The following is an 18,190-nucleotide window of genomic DNA, read 5'->3' as shown; positions in this document are numbered from 1 at the left end:
CAGCTTGAAAGACAGGTTAGGAAGTGGAACAGATGAAATTGGATATGTTTGATTTTCATTTACCGGAGGAATTGATTGCCCAAGTTCCTTTGGAGGATAGGGAAGCAAGTAGATTGATGGTGTTGGACAAAGGAACCGGTAAGCTCCAGCATGATGTATTCAGCCATATCACGGAATATATCAAGCCGGGAGATTGCTTGGTTTTGAATGATACGAAGGTGCTGCCTGCCCGACTGTACGGAAGTAAGGAAGAAACAGGTGCAAAAATCGAGGTATTGCTGCTTAAGCAAGAGCATGATGATGTATGGGAAACGCTTGTGAAGCCAGCCAAACGGATTAGAGAAGGCTCGACAATCATTTTTGGCGATGGTAAGCTGAGTGCCGTCTGTACAGGTGTACTTGAGCATGGAGGCCGAATCCTTGAATTTAAATATGAAGGCATATTTTATGAAATACTAGAGAAGCTTGGCGAAATGCCATTACCTCCATATATCAAGGAACAACTCGACGATCAGGACCGTTATCAAACGGTATATGCACGTGAACGGGGATCTGCAGCGGCACCAACCGCAGGCCTGCATTTTACGGAGGATTTGCTCGAGAAACTTAAAGGGATGGGTGTCCACATCGCTTTCATCACGCTTCATGTAGGGCTTGGTACGTTCCGTCCAGTCAGTGTCGACGATATTGACAGCCACGAAATGCATTCAGAGTTTTATCAAATGACGGAAGGCACAGCCAGGTTACTGAATGATGTGAAAGAAAAAGGCGGGAAAATCATCACGGTCGGCACAACGTCCACAAGGACATTGGAAACGATTGCGTCCCGTAATGATGGGGTGTTCAAGGAAGAGAATGGCTGGACGAGCATCTTCATCTATCCTGGATATGAGTTCAAAGGGATTGATGCGATGATAACGAACTTCCATTTACCGAAATCGACTTTAATCATGCTTATTTCTGCACTTGCAGGCAGGGAGCATGTCCTTCATGCCTATGAAACGGCCGTGGAAGAAAAATACAGGTTCTTTAGTTTTGGAGATGCAATGTTAATTAAGTAATATAAGAGTGAGAAGCTCTTGAAGGGAGTTATTGCGTTGACTGCAATACGATATGAGTTAATCAAAACATGTAAACAGACAGGGGCACGGCTAGGCCGGGTTCATACGCCGCATGGTTCTTTTGACACGCCGGCATTCATGCCGGTTGGAACGATGGCTACTGTCAAAACGATGTCCCCGGAAGATTTGAAACAAATGGGGGCAGGCATCATCCTGAGCAATACGTACCACTTATGGCTGCGTCCGGGGCATGAAATCATCAAGGAAGCTGGCGGATTGCATAAGTTCATGAACTGGGATCGGGCGATCTTGACGGACTCTGGCGGCTTTCAAGTCTTCAGTTTGAGCGAGTTCCGTAAAATTGAAGAAGAGGGCGTACATTTCAGAAACCATCTGAATGGCGATAAATTATTTTTATCTCCGGAAAAAGCGATGGAAATACAAAATGCACTTGGCTCCGATATTATGATGGCATTCGATGAATGTCCGCCATTTCCGGCGACTGAAGAGTATATGAAGAAGTCGGTTGAACGGACATCACGCTGGGCAGAACGCTGTTTGAATGCCCATGAGCGTCCAAATGATCAAGGGCTGTTCGGGATCGTTCAAGGCGGGGAGTTTGAAAATCTTCGCAAACAAAGTGCAAAAGACCTTGTCTCCCTTGACTTCCCGGGTTATGCTATTGGAGGATTATCCGTAGGGGAACCGAAGGATATCATGAACCGCGTTCTTGAGTTTACAAGTCCGCTGCTGCCAACTGACAAACCGCGTTACCTGATGGGAGTCGGTTCGCCGGATTCATTGATCGATGGTGCACTCCGCGGAGTCGATATGTTTGACTGTGTACTGCCGACGCGAATTGCGCGTAATGGTACGCTGATGACGAGCAATGGGCGGCTGGTTGTGAAAAATGCGAAATATGCACGTGATTTTGGTCCAATCGATGAAAATTGCGATTGCCATGTTTGCAAGAATTATAGCCGGGCATATATCCGCCATTTGATTAAATGTGAAGAAACCTTTGGGATTCGTCTTACGACTTATCATAACCTTCATTTTCTGTTAAACTTGATGGAACAGGTCAGACAAGCTATTCGAGAAGATCGTCTTGGAGACTTTAGGGAAGAGTTTTTTGAGCAATATGGTTTCAATGAACCTAATGCGAGAAACTTCTAATTCCATAAATATTTTAATGAACGAAAGGAGTGAATTATACAAATGGGTAATTTAACACAAATACTTCCGTTGATCTTAATGTTCGTATTGTTCTATTTCTTATTGATCCGTCCGCAGCAAAAACGCCAAAAGGCTACGCAAAACATGCAGAGCAGTTTGAAAAAAGGTGATAAAGTTGCTACTATCGGCGGCATGCACGGAACAATCGATGCGATCGATGAATTGCAAATCGTCATTAAATCACCAGACGGTACAAAACTAACTTTCGACCGTGCTGCAATCCGTGAAATTAAGGAAAGCGCACCAAATAAAGAAGCAACTTTATAAGACAAACGAAAACCGGGCCATGTGCCCGGTTTTTTGCTGTGTTTTTTTAATTGGTACGTGATTCGGAACTCATGTTGACCCCAAGCACGCCACCCATCATGGCCGTAATGACAAAACAGCCATAGTATATCCATTGCTTGATGGTGAAGAGCGCATCGTTACCTAAATATTGAAAAAGGAACACGACCAACAGATAAAGCAGCCCAGTACTACCGCCTAAGAATAGTCCTTGCTTTTTCCCTTTCCCTCCTGAGATGAATCCACCAATGAACAGTGATAAAAAGGACACGATCATGATCACGTATGTCAGGGATGATTCCGTCAGTGAAGTGAAACGAAGAAGGATGGAAACGATTAAACTTGCAATCATCGCTATTGCAAAGATGGAGCCTACGCCATAAATTACGGCGACACTCATTTTTTTAGTTTCGATGGGTATTCCTCCTTTTTAAAAGGCTGTTACGTTTTAGCCTGTTTATGTGTTTGTACAAGCATATTCCCCGCATGGAACCTTTAGACCAGCTTTAAGTAGCTTCCAAGTAAAATTAGAAAAGATTATGGAGTAATTTTTCAATTCCCAAGCCATGCTATGGATGAAGGAAGTGGTATTGAAGTGGATATCATGGCTATTATTTTTAGGACAACGGTAATCTATCTAGTCATCTGGTTCCTATTTCGAATTATGGGTAAGCGGGAAGTTGGGGAACTGAGCGTTCTTGATTTAGTGGTATCCATCATGATAGGGGACATTGCTGTGCTATCCTTTGAAGATTTGGAAAAACCGTTTATTCGACAGACTATCCCAATGTTTGTCCTCGCGATCCTCCAAATTACATTGGCATTTGCCTCATTGAAAAGTGTCAAACTTCGCTATTTCATGGACGGTAAGCCGCAGATTATCATTAATCAGGGGAAAATAGATGAAAAAGCGATGCGCAGACAACGATATAATTTTGATGACTTATTGACCCAGCTTCGTGAACAAGGAATTATTGATATAAACGAAGTTCAATTTGCCATCCTTGAAACATCAGGAAGGCTCTCAGTGATTAAAAAATGCAACGAAGAAAGGTCGGAAAGTGAAGTACCATTTCCGCTAATTGTCGACGGAGAGATACAGGAAGAAAATCTTGATAAAATTGGGAAAAACCATTTTTGGCTCCGGCATCAGTTGAAAAAATTGGGAGAAACGAATATTAAAGAGATTTCGATTTGCGGGTACATAGATGGCCAATTTTACATTGATAAAAATGAAATGAAGAAATGACCGAAGCCTTTGAATGCTTCGGTTCATTTTATTTCCATGCGAATTTTGATAAAAAGCCGCCCACAACAGGTATCCTGATTAGATCCGCCTTTTTTATGCTGCCGGTCATGAGCAGGAAAAATGTGAACAGCAGGATAACGACCGTCACGGAAAGCAAAAGCCGTATGCCAAGAGGCTGTGAGGAGAGCGGGAATTGATAAAGGTAATAACCGCCCCATCCGGAAATTAAAGCAAGGACCAAAGCTGACATATAGCTGCGGAAATGAAGCGTGAAAGGGACGACCTTCAGCACGGTTGAAAAATGCAGGAAGGTAACGAGCATTGTACCGACGGCTATCCCGATTGCGGCTCCCATGATCCCGAAGCTTTCCTTTGACGCCAGCAGCCAGATCACACCGATTTTAAGGATATTCCCAGCCAGGCTGTTGAACATTGCGGCCTTTGCAAGATCCAGTGCTTGCAGCATGGATTGCAGCGGATATTGAAAGTAATAAAGGATGAAAAAAGGTGCCAGGAATTTAATGAAAACAGCAGCATGCGAAGAGCCATACATGACTTGTAAAATCGGTTCGGCAAAGATAAACAGAATGACGATAGCTAAACAGCCTGTGATAAAGGTGATTTTCAAGGCCTGTTGAAGCCTATGTTCAACGAGTAAAAAATTTCCGGTCGTACGGGCTTCGCTCACTGCCGGGACAAGGGCCGTCGCCAACGAGGATGTAACGAATGACGGAAGCATGAGTAAAGGCAGTGCGTATCCTGTTAACTCCCCGTATTGACTGGTGGCTGCAGCCGCGGTGACGCCGGCGATTGCCAAACTCTGGGCGACCACTATCGGTTCGAAAAACCACGAAACCGATCCAATCATCCTGCTTCCGGTGGATGGAAGGGCGATCCCCATCAATTCGGTGAACGTTCCTTTTCCGGATTTGACATTCTTGAAGAAACCTTTCCGGAACTTAAAATGTTTCTTTAACTTAAAACTAGTCAATAAGTAGAAGAGAGATACAAGCTCACCAATAATAGAAGCGAACATCGCCCCGGCAGCAGCGTATTCGATTCCATATGGTAAAAAGGCCTTCGTCAGGACGGCTATGAACGTGATTCGTGCCACCTGCTCGATAACTTGTGAGAAAGCGAAGGGCTTCATATTTTGCTTGCCTTGGAAATAACCGCGCAGTACGGATGAAATGGCTATGATCGGTACGATAGGAGCAATCGCCATGAGCGGCCATACCGTCCGTTCGTCAGTGAATAGATATTCTGAGAGCACCGGCGCGAAAAGCAGCATTGCGGGAGTGAAAATCATCGATAGCGTAAAGGTGCAGGCCAAAGAGACGACAAGGATTTTCTTGATTTTCCGTTCATCACCTCTGGCATTTGCCTCTGCCACGTATTTGGAAATGGCGATAGGCAGGCCTAACTGGGTAATGTTTACGACGAGAAATAGGGTCGGTAAAGCCATCATATATAAACCAACGCCTTCTTCGCCGATGAAGCGGGCGATGACAATGCGGTTAATGAAACCAAGAACCCTTGTTATCAGGCTTGCGACTAATAAAATCAGCGTCCCTTTTAAAAATTTGGACATTGAACTCCCTTCCTTCCTTCTCAAAAAAGCGGTTATGCTATACAATTATCTATATGCTTGTACTTGGACAAAGCATGACAAAAGTGTTTGTTTGCGTTCTAACAAATGATTGAAACTCTTCTAAGAAAATGCGCATTCATTTGAGAATCATTTTTACTGGAGGCAAAGTGATGGCGAAAAAGAATCATCCCTATCAAAGGTATTATCTAAAGGTACGCCCATTTTTGAAGAGCAAGCGTGAGGAATTCGAAATGGTCGGATTGAATGCCGTAACAGAGGAAGACATATGGGGAACCTTGACCAAAAATAAATGGAAGCGTCCGCAGGAAAACATTCACCTTCATGAACTTGTCGCAGATATCGTGACATTTTCGAGCAACCAGTTCATGACTTTCCAAATGGTCGAAGCTTATAAATCACCAAACCTATTTGAGCCGCTTTCTGAAGAGGAACTGAAGGAACTTTTAAAAGAATGATGCAAAGATATACTTAAATTGACAGCTGTTTGTATATGACTCATAATGGATATGGTTATGCTTTTTTTGGGAAAAAGCATGGGAAGCTGTGTCTTTTTTCTCCAGAAGCAAAGGGTATGCAGTTATCATATAAACTATTTTTAAACTTCAGGAACAGGCGTATTATAGAAAGGGGCCTACTACATAATGGTAAAAAGAGGCAGGATCGTTGCGTTTTTTCTAATTGCACTTTTGATTTTCGCAGCGATGGGATCGACTTCAAAAGGAATCCTAAAGGATATCAAGCTGGGTCTTGATCTTCAAGGCGGCTTTGAAGTGTTATATGAAGTAAAACCGCTGTCTGGGGAAAAGATCACCCCGGATGTTTTACGGGCTACAGTAAGCTCGCTTGAGCGGCGTGTCAATGTTTTGGGCGTTAGCGAACCTAACATTCAAATCGAAGGGAAAGACCGGATCCGCGTTCAATTGGCTGGAGTCAAAGACCAAAACAACGCTCGGGAAATCCTTTCGACACAAGCTAAATTATCCTTCCGTGATTATAACGATAAGGAAATGATGACCGGTGCTGACCTGAAAGAAGGCGGCGCGAAACAAACGTTCCAAGATAATAAACCGGTTGTCGAAGTCACATTGAAAGATGTGAATAAATTTAAGGATATCACCCAAAAAATTTCCTCGATGGAAAGTCCGACTAATGTCCTTGCAATCTGGTTGGATTTCGAAGAAGGAAAAGATTCCATTAAAGATACAGCTTCACAGGACAATATGATTTCAGCTCCAGCTGTCAGTGAAGTTTTCAATACGAAGAAGGTATATATTACAGGTCAATTCACGGTGGAAGAAGCGAAAGAGCTTGCAGCCCTTCTGGATGCGGGTGCCCTGCCTGTAGATTTAAAAGAAAAGTACTCCACTTCTGTAGGTGCCCAATTTGGCGCGGGTGCGCTGAATGATACCATTTTTGCGGGAATAATCGGAATTGCACTTGTTTTTATGTTCATGCTTGTGTATTACCGCTTCCCGGGATTCATTGCAGTCGTCACTTTAAGCATATACATTTTCTTGACGCTATTAGTGTTTGATTGGATGAATGCAGTCCTTACGCTGCCTGGTATTGCGGCATTGGTACTCGGGGTCGGGATGGCTGTCGATGCCAACATCATAACCTACGAGCGAATCAGGGATGAGCTGAAACTTGGCCGTTCAGTTAAAGCAGCTTATAAAGAAGGTACGAAAAATTCACTTGCTACGATCACGGATGCGAACTTAACGACCTTGCTGGCTGCAGCCGTTCTGTTCTATTATGGAACAAGCTCGGTTAAAGGGTTTGCAACAACTTTGATCATTTCAATTTTAATGAGTTTCATTACAGCCGTCTATGGTACACGTCTTTTCATGAGCCTGTGGGTGAATAGCGGGTTCCTGGACAAACGTACAACATGGTTTGGCGTGAAAAAGAAATACATTCACGATTTATCCGAGAAAATTGAATTAATGTCATTGCCAACACGCTTTGATAAAATCGATTTCGTCAAACATCGGAAAGTTTTTTATGGCATTTCAATCGGTGTCACGATTATCGGGATTATTTTCCTGCTCGTCTTCAGATTGAATCTAGGGATTGATTTCACGAGCGGTACCAGAATTGAGATTGCGTCCAAAGATGTCTTGACGACTCAGCAAGTCAAAACCGAAATGAGCAAGGTCGGTATTGACAAAAAGGACATCAAGGATGTCAGGCTCGCTGGAAAAGAAAATAAAAACGCTGTCGTTCGGACAGTCGGTGTCCTTGATAAACAGGAAATCGCTGAATTGAAGGACCACTTCAAGAAGGATTACGGAGCAGAACCGAATGTCAGCACCGTTTCGCCGACAGTCGGGAAAGAACTTGCGAAAAATGCCATGTTTGCGTTAGCGATTGCATCAATCGGAATCATATTGTATGTATCGATACGATTTGAATGGCGAATGGCTGTACCGGCCGTCGTAGCGCTAATACATGACGCATTCTTCATCATAACGGTTTTCAGCTTACTTCGGCTTGAAGTGGATATCACCTTCATTGCTGCGGTTCTGACGATCGTCGGTTATTCGATCAATGATACGATTGTAACCTTTGACCGCATTCGTGAAAACTTACGCTTCAGTCGTAAAGTCAAAACCGTCGAAGAACTTGAGAACATTGTAAACATCAGTATCAGGCAAACTTTGACGAGATCCATTAACACAGTACTGACCGTTCTCATTACGGTTATCGCGTTGGCGATATTCGGCAGTGAAGCTATCCGAAACTTCTCGATTGCACTGTTTATCGGTTTAATATGCGGCGTGTATTCATCACTATTGATTGCTTCCCAATTCTGGCTTGATTTGAAAATCAGGGAATTGAAGAAGAAAGGTCCGCTGAATACCGCAAAAGAGAAGAAACAAAGTCTTGAAGGACAAGTTTAATAGGAGAGAGGGGGCTGGCATGATGCCAGCCTTCTTTTTGTGAGACTAACTTGTTGAATAGGGAATTACAGCCATTTTTGAGTTTAAAATAAATTGAAACCGTTATTGCCGTTTTGTATAATGAGTAAGTTGAGGGGTGAATTAATGTTAAAGCCAAAAACTCGGTGGAACTTGCGAACTGCCGATGAAAACAAAGTTGCTGCACTAGCTGAAGAGCTCCATATCACACCTTTGGTTGCAGCGTTGCTTGTGAATCGAGGCCTGGATACGATTGAAAGTGCCCGATCATTTTTATTTGTAAAAAATCAAACTTTTCATGATCCATTTTTATTGAAAGATATGGATAAAGCAGTATATAGAATAAGAGAAGCCATTCAAAATGGAGAAAAAATACGTATATTCGGTGATTATGACGCGGATGGCGTGACATCGACCACAGTGATGATGACGGCACTAACGAGATTGGGAGCCGATGTGGATTTTTATATCCCGAATCGGTTTACAGAGGGGTATGGACCGAATCCAATGGCGTTCCGCCTTGCAGCTGAGCAAGGGGTGAAGGTATTGATAACCGTCGATACAGGAATTTCTGCAATCGATGAAGCGAAGCTTGCCGGAGAGCTTGGAATGGATTATATTTTGACCGACCACCATGAACCGGGACCGGAATTGCCTGAAGCATTGGCAATCATCCATCCTAAACTTGAGGGCAGTTCCTATCCATTTAAAGACCTTGCGGGAGTAGGGGTCGCTTTTAAGCTGGCACACGCCTTGCTTGGAGAATTGCCTGAGGATTTGCTTGAAATAGCGGCAATTGGCACCATAGCGGATTTAGTGCCTTTACAAGGGGAAAACCGCGTCATTGCTGCAAAAGGCATCGAGCAGTTACGTTTGACCCGCCGTCCGGGACTTGTTGCATTAATGAAAGTGGCGAATGTTCAGCAGGAAGCATTGAATGAAGAATCGATCGGCTTTGCGATGGCACCACGGATCAATGCGGTCGGACGTCTTGGAGATGCCGACCCCGCTGTGGATTTATTGATGTCTGAAAGCCTGGAAGAAGCGACGGAACTCGCCAATGAAATCAATGATATCAATAAAGAGCGGCAGGCTATGGTTGCAGAGATGGCGGAAGAAGCGATTTCTGAAGTTGAGGAAAACTTCCCGCCGGAGTCGAATGGTGTGCTCATCATCGGCAGGGAAGGCTGGAACGCCGGTGTTGTGGGGATTGTGGCCTCTAAACTGGTTGAACGCTTTTACCGGCCCACGATTGTATTGAGCTATGACCGGGAAAAGGGATACGCTAAAGGTTCTGCTCGGAGTATCGCCGGTTTCGATCTATTTGAAAGTCTGTCCACTTGCCGTGAATTACTGCCTCATTTTGGTGGCCATCCTATGGCTGCTGGAATGACATTGAAAATTGAAGATGTTCAGGAGCTTAGGGACCGCATGAACTTGATTGCGAAGGAGCAACTGAATGAAGAGGACTTCACACCCATTACAAATTTGGACGGTGCTACGACTTTAGCTGAAGTTTCCGTTCAAACGATTCAGGAGATGAGCCTGCTAGCGCCATTCGGGGTTACGAATCCTAAGCCGAAGATTTTGATAGATTCCGTACAACTTTCAAGCGCCCGTAAAATTGGTGCCAACCAAAATCACTTGAAGGTCCAGCTGGAAGATGGTGAAAATCATAAACTTGATGGCGTAGGCTTCGGTCTCGGTCATTTTGTGGATGAATTAGCGCCGCACGCTGAAGTCTCGGTGATTGGAGAGCTTTCCATCAATGAGTGGAATAATATGAAAAAGCCCCAGATCTTTGTCCAGGATGTCTCGGTGAACCATTGGCAGTTATTCGATTACCGCGGCAAGGGCCAGGCAGAGAAGTGGCTTGCCGACATTCCGGCACAAAACCGGAAAATCGTCATTTTCTCGGAAGATATTTATAGCAGATATCCCTTTTTACGAAACCATCCGGATCTTGTTCATATCAAGAATGAACAGGATGCAGATCAGCTCGACTGCCTAGAAGGACATGTGGTTTTTATGGACATGCCACCGTTAAGGGAATATTTGAAACGGGTCATTGCCAATAAGAATCCATCGCGTATCTACGCTCACCTTTCACATGAACAGGACCATTTCTTAAGTACGATGCCAACAAGGGACCATTTTAAATGGTTTTACGCCTTCCTTGCCAAAAAGGGTCCGCTCGATGTGAAAAGATATGGTGATGACCTTGCCAAATACCGCGGCTGGTCAAGGGATACCGTGGATTTCATTTCTAAGGTGTTTTTTGAGCTTGATTTTGTTACAATAGAGAATGGGTTAATTATGCTTACAACCAATGCGAAAAAACGCGATCTCAGTGAATCTGAATCGTATATAAGAAAGAAAGAGCAATTTGAGCTTGAACAAGAGCTAGTTTATTCTTCCTATCAGCAATTATTCGATTGGTTCAATCATTATTTAGTCCATGAGGCAACAGACCTTGAGGAGGAAACAAAGCAATGGATTTAAAGCAATATGTAACAATTGTGCAAGACTGGCCAAAACCGGGTATTGTCTTCAAAGATATTACAACATTAATGGATAACGGCGCAGCTTATAAATACGCAACAGACCAAATCGTCGAGTATGCTCGCGATAAAAATATCGATTTAGTGGTCGGACCGGAAGCACGCGGATTCATTATCGGATGTCCAGTCGCATACTCATTGGAAGTCGGCTTTGCGCCAGTGAGAAAAGAAGGAAAACTTCCACGTGAAACGATAAAAGTCGAATATGGATTAGAATATGGCAAGGATGTTTTGACGATCCATAAAGATGCCATCAAACCGGGACAGCGTATCCTGATTACCGACGATTTACTTGCTACTGGCGGAACAATCGAAGCGACGATCAAATTGGTTGAACAGCTTGGCGGAATTGTAGCCGGGATTGCATTCCTTATTGAATTGACGGACTTGGATGGTAAAGATAAATTAGACGGCTATGATGTCTTGACATTAATGAGCTTTTAATAAAGAAGAGCACTCTGACCAGGGTGCTCTTTCTGTTTTACTCGTTTTAACTGGATTTTGTCGAATTTCCAGTGAAAAAATGCATTATTCTTTATAAAATACACGTTTAACCCTTTACATCCTTGCCTTTTTTTTCGATAATAGTAATAATAAAGAGTTTTTCTGCTAATAAGTTTATTTGCACTTGTATCCGTTTAAGCGGATTTATTTTTTTTCGCAAAAATTGTCACGTTTTGCAGAATAAAGGGAAGTGCTACCAATCATACTCAATCCGGATCATACCGGTGGCAGTTAAAGTGGGGTTAAGGTGATTAAATGGCTAATGATCAAATATTGACTGCCGAGCAGGTTGTAGAACGTGCCAGCTTATATCTTCAGCCGGAAGAAGCTGAATTTATTCATAGAGCGTTTAAGTATGCAGAATATGCTCACCGAGAACAATTCCGTAAATCGGGAGAGCCGTATATTATTCATCCGATTCAAGTGGCGGGCATTCTGGCTGATCTTGAAATGGACCCTGCAACTATTGCGGCAGGTTTTTTACATGATGTTGTTGAAGATACGGAGATCACTCTGAAGGATATTGAAGAAAATTTCAGTCCTGAAGTCGCCATGCTCGTGGATGGCGTGACCAAATTAGGGAAAATCAAGTATAAATCACAGCAAGAGCAGCAGGCGGAAAACCATCGGAAAATGTTCGTGGCGATGGCCCAGGATATCCGGGTAATCTTGATAAAGCTTGCCGACAGACTGCACAATATGCGGACATTGAAGCATCTGCCGCAGGAGAAGCAGAGAAGGATATCGAACGAGACGTTGGAAATCTTTGCACCGCTTGCCCATCGTCTTGGTATCAGCACGATTAAATGGGAACTTGAAGATACTGCACTAAGGTATTTGAATCCTCAGCAGTATTACCGAATCGTTAACCTGATGAAGAAAAAGCGTGCAGAACGTGAAGAGTATCTGGAAGAAGTCATTGATGAAGTGCGGAAAAACGTTGAGGAAGTCAACATTAAGGCTGACCTTTCCGGCAGGCCGAAACATATATACAGCATTTATCGCAAAATGGCTTTGCAGAATAAGCAGTTCAGTGAAATTTATGATTTGCTTGCAGTTCGGATCGTCGTCAATAGCATAAAAGATTGCTATGCGGTTTTAGGGATCATCCACACATGCTGGAAGCCGATGCCTGGCCGATTTAAAGACTATATCGCGATGCCGAAGCCGAATATGTATCAATCGCTCCATACGACGGTAATCGGTCCGAAAGGCGATCCGCTCGAAGTGCAGATCCGTACTTCCGATATGCATCGCATTGCCGAGTTCGGGGTTGCCGCGCACTGGGCTTATAAAGAAGGAAAAGATGTCGGTGAACAGCCTTCATTAGAAGAAAAATTGACTTGGTTCCGGGAAATTCTTGAATTCCAGGATGACGCGACTAATGCCGAGGAATTCATGGAATCCCTTAAAATAGATCTTTTTTCTGATATGGTATTCATTTTCACACCTAAAGGCGATGTCATCGAACTCCCATCAGGTTCCAACCCGATTGATTTCGCTTACCGGATCCATTCGGAAATTGGAAACAAAACGATTGGTGCCAAAGTGAACGGGAAAATGGTGCCGCTGGATTATAAACTGAAAACTGGCGACATCATTGAAATCTTAACATCGAAGCATTCATATGGTCCAAGTCAGGACTGGCTAAAACTCACGCAAACATCTCAAGCTAAAAATAAAATCCGCCAATTTTTCAAAAAGCAGCGCCGGGAAGAAAATATCGAAAAAGGCAAAGAGCTTGTTGAAAAAGAAATCAAGGATATGGAGTTTGACCTGAAGGAAATCCTGACTCCCGAGAACATCAGGCGTGTTGCAGATAAATTCAACTTCCTGAATGAAGAAGATATGTATGCAGCAGTCGGGTATAACGGAATAACTGCCCTTCAGGTAGCTAACCGCCTTACCGAAAAATGGCGAAAGCAGAAAATGGTCGAGCAGGAAGCAGATATTTCAGAAGCGGTAGCCGATCTGAAAACCTTCTCCAATTCAACTAAAAAACGTGACTCAGGTGTACAGGTGCCGGGGATTGATAACCTACTTATCCGTTTATCACGCTGTTGTAACCCAGTTCCTGGAGATGAAATCGTTGGTTATATAACCAAAGGCCGTGGAGTTTCAGTCCATAGACAAGACTGCCCGAACCTGGAAAGCGGGGATTCCGATCATCGCCTGGTACCGGTTGAATGGGAAAGTACAATTAACGAACGCAAGGAATACATCGTTGAAATTGAAATCAGCGGGTATGACCGTCGCGGCTTATTAAACGAAGTGCTGCAGGCAGTCAATGAAACCAAGACCAACATTTCAGCGGTCTCTGGTAAATCCGACAGGAATAAGGTGGCGACCATTCACATGTCGATTTACATTCATAACATTGCCCATTTACAAAAGGTAGTCGACCGTATAAAACAAATTTCAGATGTTTATTCCGTCAGAAGGATAATGAACTAAGGAGTTTTTATTACCATGCGTGTTGTTTTACAACGTTCCAAAGCGGCAAAAGTCGTTGTTGCAGACCAAGTAATCGGGCAAATCGACAGCGGACTCGTTCTGCTGGTTGGTATCACCCATGGGGATACCATCGATGACGCCGTATATTTGGCCGATAAGATTGTCAATCTCAGGATATTTGAAGATGAAAATGAAAAGATGAACCACTCACTATTGGATGTAGGAGGTTCTATTTTATCAGTTTCGCAATTTACCCTATACGGCGATTGCCGTAAAGGCCGTCGACCGAACTTCATGGACGCCGCCCGTCCTGAAGAGGCGAATGAATTATATGAAGCATTTAACGAGGAACTCCGCAAGAAAGGCGTCCATACGGAAACAGGTCAATTTGGTGCCATGATGGACGTTCAGCTTACTAATGATGGTCCCGTTACATTAATACTTGAAAGCAAAAAATAACCTGCTGCTGCAGGTTTTTTTGTTTGGGTAAATAAATGCCGACGAATGGACAAGCCAGCTTCGACGGGAAGCTGGCTTGTCTTGTCTTTATTTGAAATACCGCGCCAATCCATTATAGATGGCCGATGTGATCTTTTCTTGATACTCATTCGATGTTAACGTCAATTCTTCAACCGGATTACTTAAATAACCAAGTTCAATAAGTGTAGCTACACGTTTGTTTTCACGGGTAACATGAAAATTCCCGTAACGTGATCCGCGGTTGGGCACCTGCATGGTGGAACCGAGTGAATTGGCCAGTGTAATGGCCAATGAACGTTGGTAGTCATGATAGTAGTATGTAGTTATCCCGCTGGTGATCTGGTCCTTGGTGCTATCATAATGGAGACTGATGAAAGCATCCGCGTTATGGATATGTGAAGTGCCGACCCGGGAAGGAAGTGGAACATAGGTATTGCCGCTTCTGGTCAGGATAACTTTTGCTCCTGCCGCCTGAAGTTTGTCCCGCAGCAACTCAGCCGTCCGGATCGTCAGATTTTTCTCAAGAGTGCCACCGACCCCTACTGTACCACTATCCCTGCCGCCATGGCCGGGATCGATAACGATGGTTTTATCCTTTAAATATTTTTCAACGCCAGGTCGTTGGATCTGTTCGGAATTCCCTTCGATCGTCACGATCCATCCAGCCACATAAGCGGTTTTTCCGCTCTTTAGTTTAATGGAATACCAGTCGCCTTCCTTACCTGATGCGGAGAACGTTTCACCTTCATTGACCTGCTCTACGATTTCCGAGTCACCATCAGGCTCACTTCTAAGGATCGTTCCGTCATGAATGATGGTTATCTTGTTTCCTTTTATATCAATCTTCTTTTCCTTAGTCGTTTGTTCAACATTCTCTTTTTCCAAGTACCAACTCACTACCCAGCCCTTTTTTGAACCGGAAAGTTGGATCTGCGTCATTTTCCCCTTTGTTTGCAAGATGGCGTATGTCTCATCCTTGTTCACCGAACCGATGACCTTGCTGCTGAGAGAGGCATCTTTCCGGACATTTAAACCTTCAGCGGTCACCCTTGCAGTCGCGCCTGCCATATTAATTTTCGTATCATCTTCATCTTCGCTTATTTGTATGTAAGGTTCAGCTACCCAACCCCGGACTCCTTGGAAATCAATTTCAGCCCATTCATTTTCAACCCTGTAAACGGTCACTGCCGTATTTTTATTCAGCTTTCCGAGCGCGGCACTGCTTTTCGATGGTTCCGAACGGATATTGAGCCGGTCCACCAAAGTGACTCCGGTTTTTACGGATTGATTCGTTTCTTTTACCTTAGTAGAATCTTTCTTCGCTGCATTCCCTGATGAGGCGGGAAGCTTAAGGTAGTCAGAAGAGACCCAACCTTCGATATCCGCCGTTTTGACCTTTATCCAATTTTCATTCTTTTCAATAATGTCAACAGCTGTTCCTTTACTCAAGGAACCAACCGTTTGAAATGTAGTTCCGGGACCTGTACGGACGCGGACGGAGCTACCGGATATCATGCCTTGTCCGGATTCCTTTTTGACCTGATTGGTATCCGACTCCGATTTTCTCTCCACTAACCAATTGGCGACCCATCCTGTTTTGCCGACGCCAATCCGGATTTCAATCCAGTCGCCATCTTCTTTCAGAATTGGATACGATTCCCCTTTTGCCAGTTTTTTTACGATAGGGAAACTGAGACCTGCACCTTCACGGACATTGACCACTTTGGACGTCACGATAATTTCCCCTTCTTCTTTTCCAAAAGCATGATTGACGGGGAATATTGCTGAGATCATCAGCATCAGGATCAGGCAGAATAAACCCGATTTCTTCTTCATAAGTTGTCTCTCCCTTTTAATGTCTATATGTATGTATTCTCGTTCAATAAAAATTTCCCTCTTTCCCAGTGCAAAAAACATTTTTTTTTGGGAAGAATAAAGCTTATATAACTCGAGGAGGGAACCTACATGAAATTCAGCGAAAAAGATCAAACGAGCTTAAGCGGAGGCAATCAAGTATTAGGTGTCGATTTTCACGATTTCATCCAGAAGGAACAAAGCGCAAACCTTGTTGAATTGGCATCCGAATTCGGAGTCAATGTCCGGACGGTCAAAAATTTGAAAAAACATTTGAACCAATAAAATGCGACAAAATCCTCAGCCTGCCTTGACATTTGATGTTAACGTCCGTATGATTATAAAATATCAGACTTATTACTGCAATAACCAATGATGGAGAAGAGTAATTAAGAAACACATGAAAAGAGAGGAAATGCCGAGGCTGAAAGCATTCCACATGATGACTTAATGAAAGAACCCTCCGTAGGCTTCACTCCGAACGGTATTACTTAATAGGAGATGGACGTAAAACAGGCGTTAACTGTTTTTGAGCGGGGGCACTTATTTTTTGTGCTTCAACTAGGGTGGCACCACGGGATATCCAAACTCTCGTCCCTTGTAACGGATAAGTTACAAGGGGCGGGAGTTTTTTGTTTGGAAAAAATCAGTATAGCGCTGGATAAAGGGCGTTTTGCTTTAAAGGAGGAAACATATATGTCTATTCAGATTCCTAGAGGAACCCAGGATTTATTGCCTGGCCAAACGGAAATTTGGCAGTATATCGAAAAGACAGCGCGTGATATTTGTCACCGTTATCAATATAAAGAAATCCGCACACCGATTTTTGAACACACCGAATTATTTTTACGTGGTGTAGGTGATACAACCGATATCGTACAAAAAGAGATGTATTCATTTCAAGATCGCGGTGAAAGGAATTTAACCCTTCGTCCTGAAGGCACCGCATCAGTTGTTCGGTCATATATCGAGAACAAAATGTTCGGGTGGGCCAATCAACCGGTCAAGCTTTATTATATCGGCCCGATGTTCCGTTACGAACGTCCACAAGCAGGCCGCTTCCGCCAGTTCGTTCAATTCGGCATCGAAGCTTTAGGTAGTAAGGATCCCGGAATCGATGCAGAGGTTCTTTCACTTGCGATGAACCTATACAAAGAACTTGGATTGAAAAAGCTGAAACTTGTGATCAACAGCCTTGGTGATAAGGAAAGCCGGACAGCGCATCGCAATGCTTTAATCAAACATTTCGAACCTCGGATTGGAGAGTTTTGCGGCGATTGTCAGAACCGCCTGGAAAAAAATCCATTGCGTATCCTGGATTGCAAAAAAGATCACGATCATGAATTGATGAACACCGCGCCATCCATCATTGAATATTTAAATGATGAATCCCGTATTTATTTCGAAAAAGTGAAACAGCATCTTACGGATTTAGAAATAGAATTCGTCGAAGATCCTACACTTGTGCGGGGCTTGGATTACTATAATCATACCGCTTTTGAAATCATGAGTGATGCAGAAGGCTTTGGAGCCATAACTACACTTTGCGGAGGCGGCAGATATAACGGGCTGTCTGAAGAACTTGGCGGACCGGAAACACCTGGTATCGGATTTGCTCTTAGCATTGAACGCCTGATTGCAGCATTGCAAGCAGAAAACATCGAGCTTCCGATCAAAAAGGGAATTGACTGCTATCTTGTTTCATTAGGTGAAACAGCCAAGGATTATAATGTCAAACTTGCCCATCAATTGCGGAATGCCGGTTTTACTGTCGAAAAAGATTATCAAGACCGTAAAGTGAAAGCTCAATTCAAATCAGCCGACCGCCTGGAAGCGAGATATGTGGCGACACTCGGGGAAGATGAATTGGCAAATAATAAAATCAATGTAAAGTTCATGGAAACTGGTGAACAAGTCCAAATGGACCTTGCCACATTCGTTGAACAATTCAAAAAGCTACAGGCTTAAGGGGG

15 protein-coding genes and 1 other annotated feature are annotated in these 18,190 nt (G+C 43.7%); of the genes, 12 read left to right on the top strand and 3 right to left on the bottom strand.

Annotated elements, in window-relative coordinates; genetic code table 11:
• Positions 1-32: 32 nt before the first annotated feature.
• Genes queA through yajC form a run of 3 tightly spaced genes read left to right on the top strand, consistent with a single transcriptional unit; the run spans position 33 to position 2,564 of the window.
• Positions 33-1,061 (top strand): tRNA preQ1(34) S-adenosylmethionine ribosyltransferase-isomerase QueA, encoded by a 1,029-nt coding sequence (gene queA / locus ABIE66_RS19195; protein ID WP_289315502.1) that lies wholly within the window; start codon positions 33-35, stop codon positions 1,059-1,061.
• Positions 1,062-1,097: 36 nt separating this feature from the next.
• A complete protein-coding gene (gene tgt / locus ABIE66_RS19190) occupies positions 1,098-2,237 on the top strand; it encodes a tRNA guanosine(34) transglycosylase Tgt (RefSeq protein ID WP_289315503.1) in 1,140 nt (379 codons plus the stop codon).
• Between the two features lie 42 nt (positions 2,238-2,279).
• Positions 2,280-2,564 carry a preprotein translocase subunit YajC gene (gene yajC / locus ABIE66_RS19185; protein ID WP_289315504.1) on the top strand — a complete coding sequence of 95 codons (285 nt, stop codon included), beginning with the start codon at positions 2,280-2,282 and terminating at the stop codon, positions 2,562-2,564.
• A 46-nt stretch (positions 2,565-2,610) separates the two neighbouring features.
• On the opposite strand, the gene ABIE66_RS19180 is transcribed toward yajC, so the two are convergent.
• Entirely contained in the window at positions 2,611-2,982 is a 372-nt protein-coding gene (locus ABIE66_RS19180) for a TIGR04086 family membrane protein (protein WP_370015964.1), read from the bottom strand.
• A gap of 171 nt (positions 2,983-3,153) precedes the next feature.
• Between ABIE66_RS19180 and ABIE66_RS19175 the strand changes: the two genes are divergently transcribed.
• Positions 3,154-3,831 carry a DUF421 domain-containing protein gene (locus ABIE66_RS19175; protein WP_370015963.1) on the top strand — a complete coding sequence of 226 codons (678 nt, stop codon included), beginning with the start codon at positions 3,154-3,156 and terminating at the stop codon, positions 3,829-3,831.
• 28 nt (positions 3,832-3,859) lie between these two features.
• Here ABIE66_RS19175 and spoVB read toward each other — a convergent pair whose 3' ends face one another.
• The gene (gene spoVB, locus ABIE66_RS19170) at positions 3,860-5,422 is read right to left on the bottom strand and encodes a stage V sporulation protein B (protein ID WP_289325894.1); all 1,563 of its coding nucleotides are present in this window, start codon (positions 5,420-5,422) and stop codon (positions 3,860-3,862) included.
• Between the two features lie 170 nt (positions 5,423-5,592).
• Between spoVB and ABIE66_RS19165 the strand changes: the two genes are divergently transcribed.
• The 6 genes from ABIE66_RS19165 (at position 5,593) to dtd (ending at position 14,342) form a co-directional block, all read left to right on the top strand.
• A complete protein-coding gene (locus tag ABIE66_RS19165) occupies positions 5,593-5,898 on the top strand; it encodes a post-transcriptional regulator (protein ID WP_289315508.1) in 306 nt (101 codons plus the stop codon).
• A gap of 186 nt (positions 5,899-6,084) precedes the next feature.
• Positions 6,085-8,346, top strand: coding sequence for a protein translocase subunit SecDF (secDF, locus tag ABIE66_RS19160; protein ID WP_370015962.1), 2,262 nt, complete (start codon positions 6,085-6,087; stop codon positions 8,344-8,346).
• A 144-nt stretch (positions 8,347-8,490) separates the two neighbouring features.
• Positions 8,491-10,866, top strand: a complete 2,376-nt coding sequence (recJ, locus tag ABIE66_RS19155) for a single-stranded-DNA-specific exonuclease RecJ (protein ID WP_289325892.1) — start codon at positions 8,491-8,493, stop codon at positions 10,864-10,866.
• A complete protein-coding gene (locus ABIE66_RS19150; RefSeq protein WP_061464220.1) occupies positions 10,857-11,369 on the top strand; it encodes an adenine phosphoribosyltransferase in 513 nt (170 codons plus the stop codon). Before recJ ends, ABIE66_RS19150 begins: the two co-directional genes overlap by 10 nt.
• Before the next feature lie 315 nt (positions 11,370-11,684).
• Complete coding sequence (locus ABIE66_RS19145) at positions 11,685-13,883, top strand: RelA/SpoT family protein (protein WP_289325891.1); 2,199 nt, start codon at positions 11,685-11,687, stop codon at positions 13,881-13,883.
• 15 nt (positions 13,884-13,898) lie between these two features.
• A complete protein-coding gene (gene dtd, locus ABIE66_RS19140) occupies positions 13,899-14,342 on the top strand; it encodes a D-aminoacyl-tRNA deacylase (RefSeq protein ID WP_289325890.1) in 444 nt (147 codons plus the stop codon).
• Positions 14,343-14,429: 87 nt separating this feature from the next.
• Here the strand turns inward: dtd and ABIE66_RS19135 are convergent, their stop codons facing one another.
• Complete coding sequence (locus tag ABIE66_RS19135; RefSeq protein ID WP_370015961.1) at positions 14,430-16,199, bottom strand: N-acetylmuramoyl-L-alanine amidase family protein; 1,770 nt, start codon at positions 16,197-16,199, stop codon at positions 14,430-14,432.
• Positions 16,200-16,328: 129 nt separating this feature from the next.
• Here ABIE66_RS19135 and ABIE66_RS19130 point away from each other — a divergent pair, with 129 nt between their 5' ends.
• Both ABIE66_RS19130 and hisS read left to right on the top strand, forming a co-directional pair.
• Positions 16,329-16,502, top strand: coding sequence for a hypothetical protein (locus ABIE66_RS19130; RefSeq protein ID WP_289315514.1), 174 nt, complete (start codon positions 16,329-16,331; stop codon positions 16,500-16,502).
• A gap of 78 nt (positions 16,503-16,580) precedes the next feature.
• Positions 16,581-16,819, top strand: a binding site (T-box leader).
• 94 nt (positions 16,820-16,913) lie between these two features.
• Positions 16,914-18,185: a histidine--tRNA ligase gene (hisS, locus tag ABIE66_RS19125; RefSeq protein WP_370015960.1), complete on the top strand. Its 1,272-nt coding sequence runs from the start codon at positions 16,914-16,916 to the stop codon at positions 18,183-18,185.
• The last annotated feature ends 5 nt before the right edge of the window (positions 18,186-18,190 follow it).

This window comes from Peribacillus sp. B2I2, assembly GCF_041261685.1.
GTDB lineage: Bacteria > Bacillota > Bacilli > Bacillales > DSM-1321 > Peribacillus.
The sequence above is the reverse complement of the archived record's forward strand: the minus strand, read 5'-3'. Positions and strand labels throughout refer to the sequence as shown.

Bases quoted from the DNA above. Each gene is read 5' to 3' on its own strand.
- ABIE66_RS19175 (WP_370015963.1), top strand. From the start codon at position 3,154: ATGGATGAAGGAAGTGGTATTGAAGTGGATATCATGGCTATTATTTTT.
- ABIE66_RS19130 (WP_289315514.1), top strand. From the start codon at position 16,329: ATGAAATTCAGCGAAAAAGATCAAACGAGCTTAAGCGGAGGCAATCAA.
- ABIE66_RS19145 (WP_289325891.1), top strand. From the start codon at position 11,685: ATGGCTAATGATCAAATATTGACTGCCGAGCAGGTTGTAGAACGTGCC.
- yajC (WP_289315504.1), top strand. From the start codon at position 2,280: ATGGGTAATTTAACACAAATACTTCCGTTGATCTTAATGTTCGTATTG.
- recJ (WP_289325892.1), top strand. From the start codon at position 8,491: ATGTTAAAGCCAAAAACTCGGTGGAACTTGCGAACTGCCGATGAAAAC.
- ABIE66_RS19135 (WP_370015961.1), bottom strand. From the start codon at position 16,199: ATGAAGAAGAAATCGGGTTTATTCTGCCTGATCCTGATGCTGATGATC.
- secDF (WP_370015962.1), top strand. From the start codon at position 6,085: ATGGTAAAAAGAGGCAGGATCGTTGCGTTTTTTCTAATTGCACTTTTG.
- hisS (WP_370015960.1), top strand. From the start codon at position 16,914: ATGTCTATTCAGATTCCTAGAGGAACCCAGGATTTATTGCCTGGCCAA.
- dtd (WP_289325890.1), top strand. From the start codon at position 13,899: ATGCGTGTTGTTTTACAACGTTCCAAAGCGGCAAAAGTCGTTGTTGCA.
- spoVB (WP_289325894.1), bottom strand. From the start codon at position 5,422: ATGTCCAAATTTTTAAAAGGGACGCTGATTTTATTAGTCGCAAGCCTG.
- ABIE66_RS19150 (WP_061464220.1), top strand. From the start codon at position 10,857: ATGGATTTAAAGCAATATGTAACAATTGTGCAAGACTGGCCAAAACCG.
- queA (WP_289315502.1), top strand. From the start codon at position 33: ATGAAATTGGATATGTTTGATTTTCATTTACCGGAGGAATTGATTGCC.
- ABIE66_RS19165 (WP_289315508.1), top strand. From the start codon at position 5,593: ATGGCGAAAAAGAATCATCCCTATCAAAGGTATTATCTAAAGGTACGC.
- ABIE66_RS19180 (WP_370015964.1), bottom strand. From the start codon at position 2,982: ATGAGTGTCGCCGTAATTTATGGCGTAGGCTCCATCTTTGCAATAGCG.